General features: G+C 33.2%; 21 protein-coding genes. 14 read left to right on the forward strand and 7 right to left on the reverse strand.

What is annotated here, in order from left to right:
- The first annotated feature begins 11 nt into the window (after positions 1 to 11).
- The 3 genes from JM82_RS01575 (at position 12) to JM82_RS01585 (ending at position 2,300) form a co-directional block, all read left to right on the forward strand.
- The gene (locus JM82_RS01575) at positions 12 to 935 is read left to right on the forward strand and encodes a protein-glutamine glutaminase family protein (protein ID WP_145000611.1); all 924 of its coding nucleotides are present in this window, start codon (positions 12 to 14) and stop codon (positions 933 to 935) included.
- Between the two features lie 170 nt (positions 936 to 1,105).
- The gene (locus JM82_RS01580) at positions 1,106 to 1,711 is read left to right on the forward strand and encodes a hypothetical protein (RefSeq protein WP_145000613.1); all 606 of its coding nucleotides are present in this window, start codon (positions 1,106 to 1,108) and stop codon (positions 1,709 to 1,711) included.
- Between the two features lie 163 nt (positions 1,712 to 1,874).
- A complete protein-coding gene (locus JM82_RS01585) occupies positions 1,875 to 2,300 on the forward strand; it encodes a hypothetical protein (RefSeq protein WP_145000615.1) in 426 nt (141 codons plus the stop codon).
- Between the two features lie 572 nt (positions 2,301 to 2,872).
- Here JM82_RS01585 and JM82_RS01590 read toward each other — a convergent pair.
- From JM82_RS01590 to JM82_RS01620, 7 genes are all read right to left on the reverse strand, one after another.
- Positions 2,873 to 3,928 carry a DUF6371 domain-containing protein gene (locus JM82_RS01590; protein ID WP_145000617.1) on the reverse strand — a complete coding sequence of 352 codons (1,056 nt, stop codon included), beginning with the start codon at positions 3,926 to 3,928 and terminating at the stop codon, positions 2,873 to 2,875.
- A gap of 174 nt (positions 3,929 to 4,102) precedes the next feature.
- Positions 4,103 to 5,389 carry a DUF3987 domain-containing protein gene (locus JM82_RS01595; RefSeq protein ID WP_145000619.1) on the reverse strand — a complete coding sequence of 429 codons (1,287 nt, stop codon included), beginning with the start codon at positions 5,387 to 5,389 and terminating at the stop codon, positions 4,103 to 4,105.
- A complete protein-coding gene (locus JM82_RS01600; protein WP_145000621.1) occupies positions 5,389 to 5,724 on the reverse strand; it encodes a helix-turn-helix domain-containing protein in 336 nt (111 codons plus the stop codon). The genes JM82_RS01595 and JM82_RS01600 overlap by 1 nt, the downstream gene beginning before the upstream one ends.
- A 153-nt stretch (positions 5,725 to 5,877) precedes the next feature.
- Entirely contained in the window at positions 5,878 to 6,942 is a 1,065-nt protein-coding gene (locus JM82_RS01605) for a hypothetical protein (RefSeq protein WP_145000623.1), read from the reverse strand.
- A 12-nt stretch (positions 6,943 to 6,954) separates the two neighbouring features.
- Positions 6,955 to 8,226 (reverse strand): tyrosine-type recombinase/integrase, encoded by a 1,272-nt coding sequence (locus tag JM82_RS01610; protein ID WP_145000625.1) that lies wholly within the window; start codon positions 8,224 to 8,226, stop codon positions 6,955 to 6,957.
- Between the two features lie 181 nt (positions 8,227 to 8,407).
- Positions 8,408 to 9,214: a UvrD-helicase domain-containing protein gene (locus tag JM82_RS01615; protein WP_145000627.1), complete on the reverse strand. Its 807-nt coding sequence runs from the start codon at positions 9,212 to 9,214 to the stop codon at positions 8,408 to 8,410.
- Complete coding sequence (locus JM82_RS01620) at positions 9,215 to 11,302, reverse strand: ATP-dependent nuclease (RefSeq protein ID WP_145000630.1); 2,088 nt, start codon at positions 11,300 to 11,302, stop codon at positions 9,215 to 9,217.
- A 143-nt stretch (positions 11,303 to 11,445) separates the two neighbouring features.
- Here JM82_RS01620 and JM82_RS01625 point away from each other — a divergent pair, with 143 nt between their 5' ends.
- From JM82_RS01625 to JM82_RS01670, 11 genes are all read left to right on the forward strand, one after another.
- Positions 11,446 to 11,898 carry a hypothetical protein gene (locus JM82_RS01625; RefSeq protein WP_145000632.1) on the forward strand — a complete coding sequence of 151 codons (453 nt, stop codon included), beginning with the start codon at positions 11,446 to 11,448 and terminating at the stop codon, positions 11,896 to 11,898.
- Positions 11,899 to 11,902: 4 nt separating this feature from the next.
- Positions 11,903 to 12,925: a hypothetical protein gene (locus tag JM82_RS01630; protein WP_145000634.1), complete on the forward strand. Its 1,023-nt coding sequence runs from the start codon at positions 11,903 to 11,905 to the stop codon at positions 12,923 to 12,925.
- Complete coding sequence (locus tag JM82_RS01635) at positions 12,925 to 13,854, forward strand: zonular occludens toxin domain-containing protein (RefSeq protein WP_145000636.1); 930 nt, start codon at positions 12,925 to 12,927, stop codon at positions 13,852 to 13,854. The genes JM82_RS01630 and JM82_RS01635 overlap by 1 nt, the downstream gene beginning before the upstream one ends.
- A 485-nt stretch (positions 13,855 to 14,339) precedes the next feature.
- Entirely contained in the window at positions 14,340 to 15,503 is a 1,164-nt protein-coding gene (locus tag JM82_RS01640) for a Fic family protein (protein ID WP_261375245.1), read from the forward strand.
- Positions 15,504 to 15,703: 200 nt separating this feature from the next.
- Positions 15,704 to 15,874 (forward strand): hypothetical protein, encoded by a 171-nt coding sequence (locus JM82_RS16275; protein ID WP_162851989.1) that lies wholly within the window; start codon positions 15,704 to 15,706, stop codon positions 15,872 to 15,874.
- Between the two features lie 73 nt (positions 15,875 to 15,947).
- Positions 15,948 to 16,859 (forward strand): hypothetical protein, encoded by a 912-nt coding sequence (locus tag JM82_RS01645; RefSeq protein ID WP_145000641.1) that lies wholly within the window; start codon positions 15,948 to 15,950, stop codon positions 16,857 to 16,859.
- A gap of 102 nt (positions 16,860 to 16,961) precedes the next feature.
- Positions 16,962 to 17,603, forward strand: coding sequence for a hypothetical protein (locus JM82_RS01650; protein WP_145000643.1), 642 nt, complete (start codon positions 16,962 to 16,964; stop codon positions 17,601 to 17,603).
- Positions 17,593 to 18,231, forward strand: a complete 639-nt coding sequence (locus tag JM82_RS01655; RefSeq protein ID WP_145000645.1) for a hypothetical protein — start codon at positions 17,593 to 17,595, stop codon at positions 18,229 to 18,231. Before JM82_RS01650 ends, JM82_RS01655 begins: the two co-directional genes overlap by 11 nt.
- A gap of 1 nt (position 18,232) precedes the next feature.
- Positions 18,233 to 18,793: a hypothetical protein gene (locus tag JM82_RS01660; protein WP_145000647.1), complete on the forward strand. Its 561-nt coding sequence runs from the start codon at positions 18,233 to 18,235 to the stop codon at positions 18,791 to 18,793.
- Positions 18,768 to 18,995: a hypothetical protein gene (locus tag JM82_RS01665; RefSeq protein WP_145000649.1), complete on the forward strand. Its 228-nt coding sequence runs from the start codon at positions 18,768 to 18,770 to the stop codon at positions 18,993 to 18,995. Before JM82_RS01660 ends, JM82_RS01665 begins: the two co-directional genes overlap by 26 nt.
- Before the next feature lie 9 nt (positions 18,996 to 19,004).
- A complete protein-coding gene (locus JM82_RS01670) occupies positions 19,005 to 19,478 on the forward strand; it encodes a hypothetical protein (protein WP_145000651.1) in 474 nt (157 codons plus the stop codon).
- Position 19,479: the final 1 nt, after the last annotated feature.

The following is a 19,479-nucleotide window of genomic DNA, read 5'->3' on the forward strand; positions in this document are numbered from 1 at the left end:
AAACAAATAAAATGAAAACTATAATTAACCTTTTATTCTGCTTCATATGTTTTTTTACTTCAGCACAAGAATATATTGATTTAGAAAAAACAGAAAAATATAAATGTACTTGGTCTAATTCTTTACCAGAAACATCTAATCTTGACAATTTGAAAAAATATGATGATTTAAAAATTCAAGAAATTTTTAATGAATTATCATACAATTCAAATATAGAATTTAATTACCCTCAAGGAGGTTGCCAACACAGAGCACATATAATGTCTATGTTATTAGAAAACAAATTAAATATAGAACATTCGAAAGTTTGGTTATTTGCACCAATTGATTTGGAATTTGATAAAAAAGAAACCTTATTTATTGAAGATAAAAATCAATTTACTAATGATTCAAATATTAAATGGAATTACCACGTTGCACCTATCCTGATTAACAGTACAAACGATACATTGGTAATTGACCCATCCTTAGATAGAAAGAAACCAATAAAAATTCAAGAATGGTTAAATAAAATTGGAAATAGTGAAATAAGCAAATATACTTTTATAAATCCCCAGAATTATTTTTTTTATGTAAAAAAGAAAGATGATAAATTTACTAATGTAATAAGTGGTTGCTTTTATAAATATATCGATTACACAAAAAATAGTTTCACTCTTGAAAGAGGCTTAGCTCTGAATGACTTAGCAATTGAATATTATGATAAGTATATAAAAGATTTACAATCCGACAATAAAAATAAATTAGAAGATTTGAAATTAATCTTTGGAAACGCAAGTACCATTGGAAATATATTTGACTTTAAAAACGGGAACTATTCTAATGATGTAAAAGATGCCATAAACAGAAACGATAAAATTGTAAGAGAAGCTCATAAATCTTACAATGAAAGATTGGAATATTGGAAAAAGATTATAATAGAATTAGATAAATAACTCCCGCCAACACCGTGTATAATTCATTGCTAGTTATAGCCTACTTACGAAAGTCCTCGCGGACTTTCTATCTGTGATTTATTTGCTAACTTTAGTGCTTAAACACGCAACTAAATCATACACTAGACCGTTACCAAACATAAAAACCGAACCAGGAAATGCACTATAAATTGACAGAGGAAATTATTAAATTAAGTAATTCTGACATTTGGAGTAGTGCAAAACTTGAATGGAATTTTGAATACGCATATTATAGTGAAGAATTACAAAGATGTCTTTGTGGACATTATCCAATTAAAAATGTTTGTGTAATAAAAAACACTGACAATAAAAACGAAACAGAAGTTGGGAATTGTTGCGTAAATAAATTTTTAGGAATCGAAGATGGAAATAAAATTTTTACATCAATTAAGAAACTGAAAATAGACAAATCCAAAAGTATGAGTCCTGAAGTTTTGGAGTATTTAAGAAAAAAGAATGTGTTGACAGATTTTGATTATAAATTCTATTCTGACACTATTAGAAAAAGAAAATTATCTGACAAACAATTAGCAATTAGAGAAAAAATAAATCAGAAACTAATTGACTTTACAAGTTATGAATCAAATTCGAATTTTACGAGAATAAATCTTGTTTTAAAATGGGCAGAAGACAAATCTTGGTTTGACAAAACTTTCGTAAATTCTTTAAAATCGAGTTGTGAGAAAAAAGGCAAATTAACTGAAAAACAAACATTAGCGTTGGAAAATATAATAAAGAAACTAAAAATTGAATAATTACGTTTGATAACACCGTATATAATTTATTGCTAGTTCTAGCCTACTTACGAAAATCCTTGCGGATTTTCTATTCGGTTTTTATTTGCTAAATTAGGTGCTTAAACCACGCAACAAACCATATACAACAACGTTGCCAACCATTTGAAAAAACAAACCGTAAATGACATTATTCGTAGATAAATTAGAAAAATATGATTTAGGAGGTTTTACGACTGACTTAAAAAAAGCTGAATATATTTTAGCAGTACACGGACTGACTTTTGAAAAAATATTGAGCGAAACGCCAAAAACGACCGAGTTGCCTTCTGGAATGTTTTCGAGCGGAAAATATGTTGTTGCGTTTAACATAAGCTGGGATTTAAAAAATGTAAATATTGGATTTATAAATTATCAAACGGATTTAGATAAACATTTTGACGTATTTGCGGATTCTATGTCGCCTAAATCAGTTGCAGGATTCCATAAATTCCGAGAAAAAATAAAAGCAAAAGACCAATCCGAATTGAATAAAATCGAACTTTCCGATAATGATTCTGATTTTGTAATAGCTTATGGAAATTATATTGAACATAACAATCGTCAATGAATAAAATTTCTGGAGTTTTAAGTTGTTTAAATTTTGACATAATAATTGAATTTAAAATTAATAATCTGAATAAAAAACGGTTGGCAACACCGTGCATAATTAATGGCTGGTTCTCGCCTACTTAAGAAAATCCTCGCGGATTTTCTATTCGGTTTTTATTTGCTAAATTAGGTGCTTAAACAACATAAAAAACCATATACAATCACTTAAGGATTCAGCTTTATTGCCTATAATTTGCCTTAATCATTACTTAGAGATGCAACAAGGCAGTAATTTTGCTTTTAGTACTGCGTTATTTTGCGCAATAATTTCAGAGATTGTCATTAATAATTTTACAGCCATGCAGCACTGTTGCCTATGTTTTGCCTTATAATTAGAATGTAAGTTTAGAGTTAGCTTGTTGACAACGCAGTAATATTGCATTAATGTTGCGTTGTTTTTGCGTTGTTTTTGCGTTGCTAATTCAACATAAAATCATCAACTTAAAAAACTTATAATAGATAACTTAGACTTCTATATAAATAAATCATACACTAAACCAAACAAAAATTAAAACAAAGACTGCTATATTTTTAAAACACAATATTATTCCCATTAACATCTACAAGATCAAAACATGTTATTAACTCGATAAGATTAGGATTGGTCTTTATTAACTTAGAAACAGTTAAGTCGGTATTTGACTTTATAATTTTCGTTTCATTTTTTGATTCACTCTTACTACTATAACCCTTAAAACCCTCCTCTCTTTCTTTAACTTGTTTTAAGAAAACATCTGCTAAATCCGTTCCTTTTACACAGTCTAAATTCTCTACATAGTCACTTACACTAATATTAAAACCAATATCATTTAAAGCTAATGATTTATCCAACCATTTATTGTATTCTGATTTATCTGGAAATGCTATTATTTTATAGTTTTTAATATCTTTTAAGTAATCATATTTAAATCCACTTTCACACCCAGTTGCCAACCATAAATACTCTGGTTTATAAATACTCATTATTATAGCTGTTTTTTCAGATTCAACTAAAGCTACAGTTTTTGATATCGATTCATTAACTAAATGCAAACCGAATAAACATTGTTTTAAGTTAAAATCATTTAATTTTAATAAGTTCTTTACGCTGTGGATAAAAGGCTTCCCATTTTGATTTTTTTGACGTTTACCAGTTTCAATGTCGTATAGCATTATTTTTCCATGTCTTACGTTTTCATTTTTATCAATCTGCCAAAAAACAGTAGCTCCTTTGCCTCCCCATAACTTAGATGTGCCAATACAATATTTACTAATAGCTTCCTTTATTTGATCATTATTGAATATGGTTTTAAGAAACTGAATAAAATTATTTTTTTTAAAATTTCTTACACTTCCAGAAACTAAACTATAATCAATATAGGACTCTTCTTTAGGAGGTGTATAGCAATATTCCTGAATTTCATTCTTATATAGCTTAAAGGATGGATAAGAAAAATAACCACATTCAGTGATTCTATCACATTTACCATAATTTAAAGGTAATCGTTGTTTTGTTTTAATATCATAATAACACACCATTCTTTTTTTATCACAATTTGGGCAAAGATACTTTTTACTAGAATTATCAAATACGTAGGGAAAATTCATAACATTAATTAATTATTAGGCAAAGCGGTAAACTTGGTAAACTACACTACAATTAAAGGCTTAGAGGAAATTTTAAACTGGCTAACATGGTAATCTTGGAAAACTAAAAAAAACTCATACAAGCTTAAAAAACAAACACTTAACTTTTAAATTGCCGAGTTTACCGAGTTTCCACTAGATATATTTTTTTTTATAACAACCGTACTTTGGAACTGTAAATAAATTAGATTTTAGAAACCTATTTATTGATCCACCTTTTACTTTAAACTGGTCAAATAGAGGTAAAACATCAATTCTTTTAAATTCAACTGGCAACTCTTTATATAAGTCCAATTTATTTAAAGGCAGCTCGTCTAATGGGTTAGTTACCAGCATACGATCGTTGACCTTAAATGCATTTAACCTAAAATATTCAGCAAGTATTATCGCATCTTTTAGACTTTTGATTGAAATATTTTCTGAATAATTATGAGTTGTTGATTGAGTAATACATTCTAAAATAAGCGCAAATCTCCATACATAAGTTTGAAGTTTAGCTTGTATTAAAGTTTCAAGATCATCATCATGATATTCTTTTACTTTTTCATGCTGCCAATCTATGTAAACATCACGTATGGCTTTTGACACTCTCAAAATTCGTGAAGGTGCTTCATATAGATTATTAATTAATTTTGAATAATTTTGTACATGCAGTTCTTCTATATGATTACCCGTAAACATAAACGGTTGAGGATTGGCAGGATAGACAAATAAAAATCTTGCTAAAAATCCATCATCATCTCTGTTATTTTCTGCCAATTTTTTAAGCACTTTAGGTTGAAGACCGCCGATTATATTGACATTTGTCTCTTCTACTCTAATCGGCTCTTTGGTAACCCTATCTACGGTTAGAGTTCCCCCATTATACAATTCTAAATATAACTGTTGATCACCTCCTTTTTTATATTGATCAAAGCTATTTATCCAACCTATCAGTTCATCCTTAAAAATTAAAACACCTTTTTCATTATACTGCAATGTATCTGCTAATTTCTCAGGTGTAAAATCTTTTAAAATATGTTTACTATACCTAGGCTTGCTACCTTTAGATTCTTGTTGTTCAAAATCCTTTAACAAATCTTTGAAATCAACATAAGCACGTTTGTCTTTATTTTCTATCGGTTGTTTAGAAAACACTATAGGATGTGACTTACCAATTCCACTTCTACCTATAATTGCTAACCACAATATTGGTTTACTGGTGTAAGAACCATTAAACAGTTTGGTATCGTTACCTATAGCTGTTGCACAAGTTGATAATATACCTGCACTTAAATATTCCTTATTAAAGCCAACAGTATTGCTTGCGTTTTGAATTAAGTTTTGAATTGAGATTGGAAATACATCAAAAGGAAACTCTGAATAACTCTTATTAAAATCAAAATCAATTGCTTTTCCGATATTAAGTTCTTGATTCTTCATTATTTAAATCTTTTAGAACGTTTAGACAAATAAGAATCTACCTCTGCTTCAGTTTCACTTATAGTTCTGATTTTTCCTTGCTTAATCCATTCTATTATCTCTGATTTAAAAAAGAATAATCTACCATTCTTCTTGTGGTATGGAATTTCATTTTTTTGACAATACCCATAAATAGTTGGCTTGGTGTAACCCGTAAAAATGGCTATTTCGTCAATAGTTTTTGGATCATCTGATTGCTGCTTTAATTCTGCTTTTTGTAGCAATAAAGCTTTTAATTCTTTAATGTCTTTTTTTACTTCTGCGACATCTTGTTGTGTTTTTTCGAATGAAATCATTTCACGCTATTTTAAAGTTAATAATAACGCAATCTCCTTCTATTCAGAAATTGGAATTTTTACGAATTTTCACGAACGAAATAAAACCACATAAAACAAGTACAAATTATTAAAACTTTTTTTAACGTAGAATTTTCACGAATTTTAAACAGCCTATATCTTTAATAATCTTTTAAATTGTTTTATATATTTTGGATTTCCTGTTGTAAATGATTTATATGGCTCTTTTGTATTTTCGTTAATAGAAATATTAAAAGCTTCACAAAATGCTTGCCCTATTTTTTTATAATCAATACTGTCTGGATATGCAGTATGCCTTAAAGCAACAGCAAGACTACTTAATAAGCTTTTTCCACTACCATAAATACTGTTTCTTTTTGTAATTATGTTATAATCTTCATCCCAAATTTTATTTTCTAATCCAATTCTTAATACTTCAGATAAAGATAACTTTGCCGAAACACTCCATATATCAATTAATAAAGACAACCTATTATTAATAACAACATCTTCTTTGGATTCTATGATTTGAGTGCGCTTACTTTCTAAATCGGATTTATTCTTATAATAAGTAATTTGATTGTTTAAAAAAGTTTTATGAGGCTCTAATTGATCAGTCAAAACCATACCCTGAAGTTTAGCGCGAATCTCTTCAAAGTTTAATTCTTCTTTTAAATCATTAATGAGATCTAATGAATCTAATGTATCCATGCTTTTAAAAATACTACGGAGAATTTCCATTGTACAAATAGAAAAATAATCGTAAAATTTTTTATAATTAAAAGTAACCATACCTTTTTCATATTCCAAAGATTTAAAAAACTGAAATGCTAAATCTTGCAAAACTAATTCTGAACTAAAAACCTCTGCATTGTTATGAATAGATATAATAAAAAAATAAGCAGCAATAAGTATTTCAGTCTCCGCTTTATTATAATACTGCAAACAGATCTTATCACTTTCATTTATACTGTCTCCATTACAAAAATTACATTTACCAATAATCTCCTTGGGTATTGAATTATGAATCGACTGCATGATATATTGCATCCATTGATCATATTTTTCATCATCAGCTAAATATTTTTTAATTAAAGAATGTACATCTTCCTCTCTTGCTACTCCGGAAGTATTAAAAATTTGATCTAAGTCATCGATTGAATTGATAGTAAGACTCTCAAACGTAGTCTTATCAACGTTGAAAAAATATTTATTCATTAATTTAATTCTTTAAAAGTCCATAATTGAATTTGCAAACACTTTCTTAGCTTCATCCTCAAAACCTGCAAAATAGTTTTTTGTCACACTTAAATCGCTATGATTTAAAGCTTCACTTATAAATTCCATACTTGCACCTTTTCTTAATGAATTTGTAGCAAAAGAATGTCTTGCCCAATATGTCGATATATCATTAGGCAAATTGTTTGCTTTTGCCACCCTCTTAATATGATCATTAATATATCGTGTAAAATTTTTAATTTTCTTATGTTGTGTTAAAATATCATCACTATTATCGACAATTTTAAAAACATAACCTGAATGATCATCATTTGAATATTTATCGATAACACCTTTAGTAAAATCAGTCAAATAGTTAATAATAGCAGTTTTTTCAGCAGATTTATCAAATGTTTTCGCTCTATAATAAGTAAACTTATCTTCTTCTAAATCAGAATATTTTAAAAGTGCAATATCTTTAATGTTCATTCCACTACATGCAAAACTAAAAAACCAAAAATCCTTGGCAACTTCTTCATTATCATTTAAAGTTTTTGCATTGAAAAGTACTTTTAACTGTTCCGAATTCAACGCTTTTTTAACTTTTTTAGTTCTAGGAATTTTATACCTATTTTTTCCGAAGGGATAAATATCATCACTAATATCATTATTCTGAATTGCGTTATTAAAGACAACCCTTAAAGTTCTAGTATATATTGCTATAGTGGTATAACTCTTTCCTTTCTCTAGCATATAATTTTCATAATCTTTTAACCACTTTACATTAATTAAACTAAAAGTAAGCTTATCTATACTATATCCTTTTTTTTGTTGACTAAACTCGCCTAATGATCCCAGTGTGTATCTATAACTTTCAGCAGTACCAATTTTATTGTCTTTAATTTTGCTGTCAATAATGGAGTCAAAATAATATTTTACACTATTTCTATCAGTAGCTTTCCTGAACAATCTATTTTCAAAACTTTCAAAATCAAAAAAGGTTATTTGTTTAGCTTCTTCATTTGCTCTAGTTTCAATTGATTGAAGTTTAAGTCTTAATTCTTTGTTAGCACCTCTTAATGATTTGTTTGCTGAATTTATCCAAATATTAGAAAAATCAGCTTCTGTTAGATCAATATCTAATGAATACCATTTCTCCTTTTGTATATTCTTATCATACACCCTTAACTTCACCGGATATTTACCACTATCCTTTTTACGACGATTATCTAATCTAACTGTAATTTTATAATTGTCCGTCGCTACTTTTGTAGAATCACTCATTGTTTTTGCTTTTTACAAAAGTAATCATTTGCAGAATATTTGCAGAAAAAAATCATTAATAAACTATTAAAGATTATTAAAAGACATATAAACAATCCAGCAAAACCCTTATAAACATTAATAAACAAATAAAACCCATGTAATAGACAAATAACCGTTTTCTTGATTACGGCTCAAGAGGTTACTGGTTTGAATCCAGTCGAGGACCCTTTGGTATTTCCTGTTTTATGTTTGTTCTAACATTGTTAAGTAAGTCAATAACCTCTTGACAACTGCGGTAATTTTCAATTTTGTCAATATTTTCAATCCGTTTTGCATCAACATAACTTTTCAATGAACCTATTCCTGAATTATAGATTTTTTGATGTGAATCGCCGTAAAATCCTAGTAGAATATTCTTTTCATTTCTTGGAAGTAGAAAGTCTAGGAATGCACTAATAATTTCTGGGGCAGTATCTTGATATTCATCAACAAAAAGATATGGATATTTCGATGTAATTATTGATGTTAATAACTCATAATTCTCAAACATTCTTTGAGACAAAAGAATTAAGTCATCGTGTCCTACGGTTCCATTTTCAAAATCACTAAAAGCTCTATCCGAATACTCAACAGATTTTATACGGTCAGCTAATCCAAGGATATGTTTGTCTGGCTTTTCTTCGTGTTTAATGGTATTGATAGCATCAAATTCTATAATTAACTGCTTGTTAAATAGTCTTATACTATCCCACAGAAACTCGTGAATTGTAGAAACTAATACTAAAGGATTATTCTCAAGGCGATCTATAATTTCATTTTTGGCTACATTAGTGTAAGTAATGCAGACAATTTTTTGATTATTAAGAGATAGGTCTTTACCCTTAGTGTCAATGAGATGGTTAATAGTTTGAATTAGTGCATAAGTTTTTCCTGCACCTGCACCAGCTTCCAATACAAAACTTTTCTGCGTGGTAATCTTCTCTTTTATTTGATCAATAGCTTCCATTTATTCTTCTTCTCCAGTTGCATCAACGATTTCTTTAGTAATATTTTTATCGATAGGTTTTTCTAACCATTTCAAACCTTCATCTATATATACTGGGACTTGCCAATTTGAAATATCATCTTCAGGGAAGGACATTACATCAAATGCAAAATTAGTTTTTGCGCTTGAACTTGTAGGTGCTAGTTCAAATGGAGTTTCAGAATTTAAAGTCTCAAGAGTCTTAACCTTTGCGAAACTAAAAAGGTTTTTCACATTTTTCTCCTCGCCTTTATCGTCGGTGTAATTTGATTTTAAAAGATCCAGATTCGTGTTAATAAAAGCTTCCTCAAAGCTTCTACCTACAATACCGTTTTCAGTTGTTTGATATGCTACTCTAACAATATTATTTTCAATTTTATTCTTTTCCTCACAAGCGATAAGTTCTGTGATTTTAGACTTTTTGGGAATCCAATCCTTCAGTGTGTGATTAGATGTTAATTCTCCATCTATACCACCATTGACTTCACATCGTTCTCCATTTACAGAATCTACAGAATCTATATCTGTCACAACCAGTGTTTTTAGCTTTAAAAACTCTAATATTTCCTTAAATTTATGCGTATATGCACCGCCTACTTCAAGAATTGACACATACTGAGTGGAAAGTCCAGGAGCCGATTTGAAGATGAGTTGGGGCATTAGCATACGTTCTGTAGTGCCTTCAACGATAATTACTTTGTCTGAAAAAAACAAGTCAGATTTGTGTAGGGTCAAATACTGTTTTAAAAATCTTGCGGTTTGTTTTTCATTTGAAATTTCAAGAGTATTAAAGTCTTGTACCTCAATACCGCTATCAATTCTATTAAAGTATCGAATTCTTTTAAAACCTTTGTCAGAATCAATTCCCGCTTCAGATAGAATATGTGAAGAGTGCGATGTAATTAACAATTGGACGTGTATATTGTCTTTCTTAGCTTCTTCAAGAATACCTTTGATCTGGCTAATAAACACTTGTTGCATCTGCGGATGCATATGCGCTTCAGGTTCTTCAATAAGTACAGTAAGGAATTCTGAAACTTTATCTTCTTTTGCATTTCGGAAACGCTGGATAAAACTAGCAAGCTCTAATACCATATAAATAAGATTACTATAGCCTAATCCATTATAACTTTCCGGTAGATTAATTTCCTCTTGCTTGTAATAATATTTGATATTATTTCTTATAACTGCCTCGGAATCAAATTCTGAATCTATAGTAATTGGAGGTATCACGATAGGAGTCTTTGCTCCAAATTTTCCAAGATCGACTAGAATCTTTTTTAAAACAACATCATATTTCTCTTTAAGGTCAATAGATACTTCTTTAAGCTTATCTTCAACAGCCTTAACATTGGCATCTGTTTTATCGCGCTCATTATAATATTTAGAAAAACCTAGTGCGAGTGTTTTGTTCTTATCATTCTTTTTATCATCTAAGATTCTCAAAGCTTTGATATCTTCAAAAGAAACTATCTTTTTTATCTTTTCTTTGAAACCTAATTCAATTTCACGCTGGTAGTCGGACTTAACATCTTTAGCATAACAGCGTAACCTATAAAAAGTATTTAAATTTTCTTTGAAATATGGAATCAAAGTGATCTTTTTATCTTCTCTGTTATTGAACATTTTTAATAACCCTAACGTATTTATAGGTTCATAGGATAACAAAACACAAGCATCATTTCTCTCCTCGTCTAAATCTGTGATAAACTCACTTAACTCTGTTAATGAGTCTTTTAATTTATCGTAGTGAAATTCAATTTGAAGTTGAATCTTAGGAAAACGTTTCTGAATATCTATTTCAATAGTCTCTTTGTTCTCATCCGTTATCTCAGGAACGAGAGTCTTTTCAAACTCTATATTCAATTCTTTAAATAGAGAATATGAGGATTGAGAAAAGTCTTCAAAAGATAAAGAATCGTCGTTGGATGTAAGCATTTTAATTACTTCAAGAAGTGATGTCTTTCCTGTATTATTTCTTCCAACAATTAATGTAATATCATCTTCTAAATTAATAGACGTATCTGCTAATAATCTAAAAAATCTAACCTGTATATTCTTGATTCTCATAAACTTCTTTTAAACCCTACAAGTTAAAAAACATTCGCACCTACTCAAGTGAAAACTAAAGTAAATCTTCTATAAACTTTTTGTAAATAAATTAAAAAACAACTTTTAGTAGTTTGCCTGTCAAACAATTCGGCATTAGCCCAATGAAAAAGACAGCACACGATTATCACGATTTACAGCAAAGTATAGATTCCTTAATTGGGAAATTTGGACTTCAAAAAACCATTGAGGTTATTGATAGTCTAACCAGTAATACAGAGCTTACCACACAAGACAAAGAGAAAGTAAAACTTCTTCTCGTTTTTATTATTTCTCAGAGCATTGAAGTCTTTGATTTAAAAGAAGAAAACTTCTACACCAGCAGCGTTCAAGAGTATCGTGAAGCGCGTATGTCCTGTTATTATTTACTCAAGAAATATACAGATTCTAGTTATGCCAAGATTGGCGAGAGTTTTAACCAATCTAAACGTGCCATTCTTTACAACTATCACAAGTGCGATGAGATTCTTTCCATCCCACAATTCTACAAACCTTTTGTAGAAAAATTCAAAATCCTCGAAAACAACATCATCAATTTTATTGCAAAATTGAACTAAGCCTATGCAAGACAAAATCGCTCAAGAGGTACAAGATGCCCTTACCGCAACTCCAGAAGAAATCAATTTTGAACAACTTCAAAACGAAGATAGTAGTCCGCTTAACCAACCTGTAATTGAAAAAGACATAGGTGGCGAACGTCCTGTTGAAACCGAAGAAGAAAAACAGAAAAGTTGGAACGTTTGGAAACCAGAACAAGAGCATAAGACCCTTGATGAACTAGAACCTGGACGCAGCGGAAACACCCAAACCGATTTTAGAACTAAGGTCGAAGCCAAGGTCGAAAAGGAAAAAGAACAAGAATCACTTGATGCTCCAGAACAAGAAATTAACGGAAACGGATTTGATACCGAAGCTGATGAAACCGTAACCGACCAAGATTTTGAAGTACCGCTCGCACAAGCAAATCAAGCAGCCGATGCGATATTGGGAATGTCTAACAATGTTCTTGCAGTTGGCGGTGGTTACTTCGTAAAGATCAGAAAGCACCAAGAGTTCTATGAGTTTGAGGAAATCATTCAGGTTGTAGACCAGCAGAATGATAAGAATGTAGAACGCATCAAGCTTGACAAAGAAGATCAAGCTTTACTTAGACCATTGCTTGCTCAAGTACTTCGTAGGAAGGCTAAAAAACTCACGCCAGAACAGCAATTAATGGGTGCAGTAATTTCCATCTTGATGAAAAAGGCTCAAGTCGTTATGGAAGTGCGAGCAGAAAACAGCCTACTTGAAAATCGCATTCTGGACATCGTCCGTCAGGAAAAAGTGGAAACTGAAGTAGAAGATATTAAGGAGGAAGATGAAAATGAGGATGTTTCAGATGGTACGGATTCCGCTTTCGCGAAATCGAGCGTGCGAGATTCACGACCGCAGGGAGAGCGGAGCGTTAAAGCGCAACCAGAACAAGAGCCACTTCAAAAAAAAGTAAATAAGCCAGAACCTACCATTCAAGATATAGAAGTTGAAGAAGTCGATGATGACATTCCCATCATAGATGTTGCTGAAGAACCACAAAACAATTCCTAATGTCTCAGAAAGCATCTAACAGAGGTCGTAAGCCCATAAGCTATAAGAAAGAGGATTTAGAGCGCCAACCAATGATTATGCTCGTTTGTGGAGAAACTGGTGTTGGTAAAACCTATCGCAACAAACAAGAGATCAAACACTATATGATGGATCATTTAGTGATGGGAAAGAAAGGTCGAAAAGTGTTAGCTTTTGATACTAATGATGATGATTACCCTCAATTCAGAACAGTAAGCCCAAATCATTTAAAAGCACTTACCAAAGTATCTTCAAGACGTATCCGTCCTTTTAATGCAGATGGTTCGCCTATGGATAATGATGAAAAGAAAGAAGTCATTACTAAGATTATGAAACACTATAAAAATGGTCTCGTAGTCTTAGACGATATTGACCATTATATGACAGGTGCAAAAGGACAGTCTATGATTGGTGCGCTTTGTACAGTGCGTCATAAAGGAATTGACATTGTACTCACACACCAGTCTGTAGCAAAAATCACAACCTCAGAATGGCAAAATTGTACGTGGTTGCGATTGCACCACCAAGTTGACGATGTGACGCGCTATCGAGAACGTATTCCTAAATATCAAATGGTTCGTATAGGTCAGCTTATTGTAGATGAACAATACGAGCTGTGTTCCAATGCTTTTGCAATGGGTAAGATTACAGAGCTTGAATATAAAATCCAGAAGAGCTTTTTTGTGTACGTCAATATGCGAGAGCAACGTATTAAAGGTTGTAGTCGTGCAGCATTTATAAGAGCCTGTAAAAAGTTTATCGACCAGGAAGAAAGTCGCAAAGTCAAGATGCTACTTAATGAGCAAGATTTTGATGGGAATAACATCTACAAAACCAAGAACGAGGCTATTGTAAAGATGATTTCTGAAAAGTTACGTTATCACGAAGATGGGTTGAATAGTCCTTTATAGTAGAAAATATTTTAAATAAATAGCGTTTTAGTGGAATAAATTTTAATAATTCACAAGTTGAACACATTTTAGTAGAAATTATTTAATCTCTATTAATAGAAATTATTTTAATAAAAATACGTTTTAGTGGAAAATATTTTACATTTTTGTCGTAAATCCACTTTTTAATGGAAAAAAATATACCAATCCACTTACAAGAGATCATTTTTAGCTCTTCCGATTCTGCGACATCGCAACAAATATCGAAGTTAGAAAAAGAGGGAACGATACGGAAGCTGGCAAACAGAGTTTACACTTCTAATCTTGAAGATACACCAGAAGACATAACAAGACGCAATCTATTTCATATTCTTGGGCATTTATATCCAGGTGCACTATTAAGCCATCGTTCTGCGTTTGAGTTTGCACCAACAGCCACAGGACAAATATTTTTAACGTACACCTACACAAGAAAAGCACAATTACCAGGAATAACAATTCGTTTATTGGCTGGCAATAAACCTATAAAAGGCGACACCATCTTTTCTGGAGAATTATACCTATCTCAAAGAGAACGTGCTTTGCTGGAAAATATGGAATCTTCTCGAAAGCTTGGTCCCGATTCTAAAACATTAACCTATCCAGAAATTGAAGAAAAGCTGGAACAAATCATCCGTATTAATGGAGAAGACGAATTAAATGCGGTAAGAGACAAAGCAAGAAAGATTGCCAAAGAAGTGGGCTTGATTAAAGAGTTTACCAAGCTAAATAAAATCATAAGCGCCTTACTCACTACAAAACCATCGAGTATATTAAAATCGCCAGTAGCATCAGCAAGAGCATTTGGAGTGCCTTATGATCCGGCTAGAATTCAACTTTTTGAATCGTTGTTTACAGCTTTGAAACAACAAGAGTTTCAGCATCGAGAAGAAAAAAATACCACAACTGCTGCTTATAGAAACTTTGCCTTTTATGAAAGTTACTTTTCCAATTACATAGAAGGTACTGTCTTTGAAATTGAAGAGGCAAAACGAGTCATCGAAACTCAAAAACCACTACCATCACGTAATGAAGACTCTCACGACGTATTAGGAACGTATCAAATTGTTTCTAACCCACGCCAAATGAAAATCGTTCCAAGCACTAAAGAAGAATTAGTAGAAATACTTCAGTACAGACATCAGATATTATTGAGTGCTCGAGAAGATAAAAAGCCAGGAAAGTTCAAAGACAAAAACAACAGAGCTGGAGACACCTCTTTTGTAGAAATGGAATTAGTTACAGGAACACTTTATAAAAGTTTTGACTACTATCAAGCACTAACACATCCTTTTGCAAAAGCAGCTTACATAATGTTTGTGATTAGTGAAGTCCATCCTTTTTTAGATGGTAATGGACGTATTGCACGTGTAATGATGAATGCTGAACTATCTACTGCATCACAGACCAAAATAATTATCCCAACAGTCTACAGAGAAGATTATTTAGGAGGATTACGCAGGTTAACCAGAAATCAAGACCCATCCGTTTACATAAGAATGCTCAACAGAGCGCAAGCTTTTAGTGATACATTGCTTGGTGATGATATGGTTGCAATGGAAGAAGTTTTGCGTCAAAGTGAGGCGTTTAAAGAGAGCAATCAAGGTGTATTGAGGATAATTAATAATTAGAAAACCAGTTAGAAGCACTTTATAATTCATTATTGCATTGACGCCTTAACTTCATCGTTAAGGCGTTTTTTATTTCCACTCGTCCCAAAGTCCCTTTCGCGACAGCGGAAAAACTACCATTCATTCTCAACTTCGCACTCAATCAAGGTTTAGAGACCTCGCCAAGTAATTCAAAACGAAATCAATCAATAATTAAACGAATGGCAAACAAGAACGACATCGCCTGGACACCAATTCTATATTGTGTGGGAGCAGGCGTCGCTGGAATCGCATTAGGAACATTTTTAATTGCTCCGATGATGCAAAAAATGAAAGCTAAAAAATTAGCTGAAGCAAAGAAACCAGCAACCGCAAGTCCAACTAAAAAATAGTGTTTAGAGACACTTTTGGACTCCAAAACAAAAGTATCATCCTGTTTTTTGAACAGGCAAACAATGAAAACAAATGAAAGATTATAACGACGAATTAATGCGTTACGAAGAAGCTGCTGAAGATCAGTATGACGACTACGATAACGACGAGATGTACGACGATGAAGAAGACGACTTCGATACTGGATTTGAAGGTTTAGAAGACGGTTATGACGAAGAGTACGAAGATGAATATGATGATTACGACGACTACGCTGATGAAGGCGAGTACGACGATGATGCCTATGATGATTACACAAAATCAAGTATTGGCAAGATAGACCCTAACGATAGAACCCTTACGGTTGTCGTGACTAACAAATCTGGCGCTCGTGCAGAGGCAGTTATTTTTGGTGGTAATGCAGAAGCTGCTCAACCTAACGGACTAACCGTTGAGATTGAAGAGTCCAGTCACAAAGAAGTACGTGAAGAGAGCAAATCAAATCCGTTCAAGATTGCGGGAATGAAATACTCTGTGAGTAACGCACTGCAATTTGATAACGTGCTACGTATTGACCGTAGAACCGCTTCTGGGTCTAAAACCACCAGAGTGTATCAACCGCGTAATGCGACTTCGCCACAAAACTTTACCCAACAACTCATCGACGATGATAACTTCGAGATGGATGTTACAGGTCAGGATTCCCTGCGTGTATCTGTAGAAGATGGTGTGACGGCAGTATTCACATTTACGATTAAAGCGAGAGCAAATCTGGGTAACCTTTTAAAAGGCACTAACGTGGCAGAGCTTTCAAGAGCACCACGTACCACTGGGCTTCCACAACTGGATTTAATCCGTAGAAAAAGACCAACAGCATTAGGTGTGCGTCCTAGACGTAGAGTGGTGAGACGTCCTACTCGTAGAGTTGTAAAACGTCGTAGACTAGTCAGAAAACCGGTGACGAGACGTCCAGTTTCTCGATTGGTAAGACGTCGTAGACGATAGTCCTGTAATAAGGAAATCGTCCAGACTTTGTACCTAATACCAGACAGCCAGAGTCGGTTTTCCCCTAAACCATATACTCTGGCTGTTCTTATTGAAATCAAGATGAAAAACTCAAAACAAACACCTTCACTAGCTCAAAATAGAATCGATTATATCGTCTATCACAATACAGATGATGTTGCAAAATTGTTATTTGAGTATGGTTTTGAAGCGCCCGAAGACCCTAAACACCTAGCAGAAGCTATAAAAGAACTTGCTCGCAAAAAAGGGCGTAAAGTCATTAAAGAGCTCATACAATTGCATCCCGATAAGGATGCTATTTTAAAGCTTAGCCAATCCAAAGAAGATAACTTTTGTGGTGCTTGTAGCAACGACTCTTATAATACAGAAAGCAATTTCTGTAAAGCTTGTGGACATTCTAATTATTCAGGGACAGGCGATGAAGACAGTTTTCTCAATCAGTTTGAGAGCTATTCGGACAAAGACTTAGAACGCTATTACCAAACCATCGTAAAACGATCTAACGCTCAAGCAGATGACAAAAATCTTGCTCAGGAAGTACAAATGGTTTGGAACGAAGTGCGCATTCGTAAAGAAGCAAAGAAAAAAGAAGAAGAACCTAAACCACAACCGCATAAAACCTTCAGCGTGACTAAAGATGAACTCCTACTTTTTGGAGTGGTTTTCATCGCAGGCGCTTTAGTTGGGCACGGTTTAAAATTCAATTTTAGCAATGTCAAATAAACAATCACAATACAATCAGGCGATTGACAACCTTACCTATTTGGTTCTCAATTATCCAAAACCTGTTCAAGAAATGCTTGCTAAAAGCAATGTGTTCTTTCAAGGTAAACCATCAAAAGAGCAACTCGTAAATGAGGTGGTTGACCTATTAAAAGATGGAGATTACGCTTTCGCGAAAGCGTTAGAAACTTTAATCGCTCGCTTTTCATCACAAGAGAACGACCAATTTTGGGGAGCGATTGCCAAAGGTGCTGTAGGCATTATAGGTGGACTCTTTAAGAAAAAGAAACGCGGAGGTTCATCTAATAGTGGCGCAGCTCAAGCAGCTGCACAAGCAAGAGCATCTGCCCAAGCTGCTGCGGCCAAAAGAGATATGGAAATGCGTATGCAACGTATGCGCGAAGAGCAAGAACGTAAACGTCGAGAAGCCGAAGAACGTCGCAGACAAGAGGAAGCGCGTCGTCGTGAGGAAGAAAAGAAAAAAGCCGAAGCTGCCAAAAAGAAGACTAATATGATGCTAATGATAGGTGGCGGTGTGGTCGTCTTAGGTATTGGAGCGGTAGTATTAATGAAATCGGGACGTCCACCAATGCCTTACGGACAACCACCGATGCCAATGCCGAGATAAAATGACAAACACCTACGCACTTACAGATTATGATGTTTATCAGGACGAAGACTACGATAATTTTGGAGGCAGACGTCGTCGTCGCAGAAAGAAACGCCGTACTCGAAAACTATTAAAAAGCACACGGTCTTCTAAACCAAAATTAAGCAGACCACCTGTAAGAAGTCGCCCCAGAGTCGTTCGTGGTCGTCCTATGAAATTACCGCCTATTCGAGTAAAGACAATTCCTGTGATTCGTAAGAAAACGGTACAACCGAAAAAAGCGGTCATCAAGACTAAAAAACCACCAGTCAAAACAAAGACACCCATAAGTCACTTGATTAAAAAATCAAGTCCAGCGGTTGTCAAAACACCATTATCTGCTATTGCAAAAGCCGAAGTCAAACAACTTCAAGCCAACCAAGTAGAAGCCAGTAAAAAGGCAATGAAATCTGACAGTAAGGTTAGCAAAGTGGTTAAAGTAATTGCTGTAGTGGGAGTTGTAGGCGCTACGGGATTTGGGATTTATAAATTCATTCAAAACAAAAAATTACAAAATGGACATATTAGCACAAGTAAATGAAATTGACACAACGGTCTCAGGAGAAATAAGTGATGGGTTTTTGAGCGCCTCAATTAAAAACGTGGGAGAAGGAAAAGCTTTGGTTAATGGAGTGGTTTTATTTCCTGGCGAAGCAAAGGGCTATCCTTTTGTGGGTAAAGGTTATAAGAAAATTGCCTATGATCCTGGTGCCTCGACCTTAAGAATAATGCAAATTATCTAATACCCATTTATGATTTTAGGAGAAACAGAGAGCATTTTAAGTCGCCATCTACAAGATGAGGATTACGATGATTTTTTTGGAAATAAAAAGAAACGTAAAGCAAGACGTGCCAAGCGAAAAGCAAAACGTCTAGCAAGAAGAACGGTAAGAAGATCTGCTCCAAAACGAATAGAGCGCAAAGCAAAGCGCACGAAGTTCTTTAAAGATGTAGGTCAGATTTATAAAGAAGCTGGAGGCGCTACAGCGATAGGTCAAGTAATCGATTCTTTTACTACACCAAAACCTTTAGATGGATATGGCACTAACGCAGAATTGCCCTCAGACTTCTCTGTAGACTTAGGAGCTCCAGAAGTTCCTGAAGAAGAGAAAAAAGGCATTCCTACCATCGTTTATGTTTTAGGTGGCGTCGTAGTTGTCGGAGTGATTGGACTTGCGGTAATGAGTGGTTCTAAGAATAAGCAATACCAACAATATCCTCAGTGAT

The sequence above is a fragment of the Olleya sp. Hel_I_94 genome, from assembly GCF_007827365.1.
GTDB lineage: Bacteria > Bacteroidota > Bacteroidia > Flavobacteriales > Flavobacteriaceae > Olleya.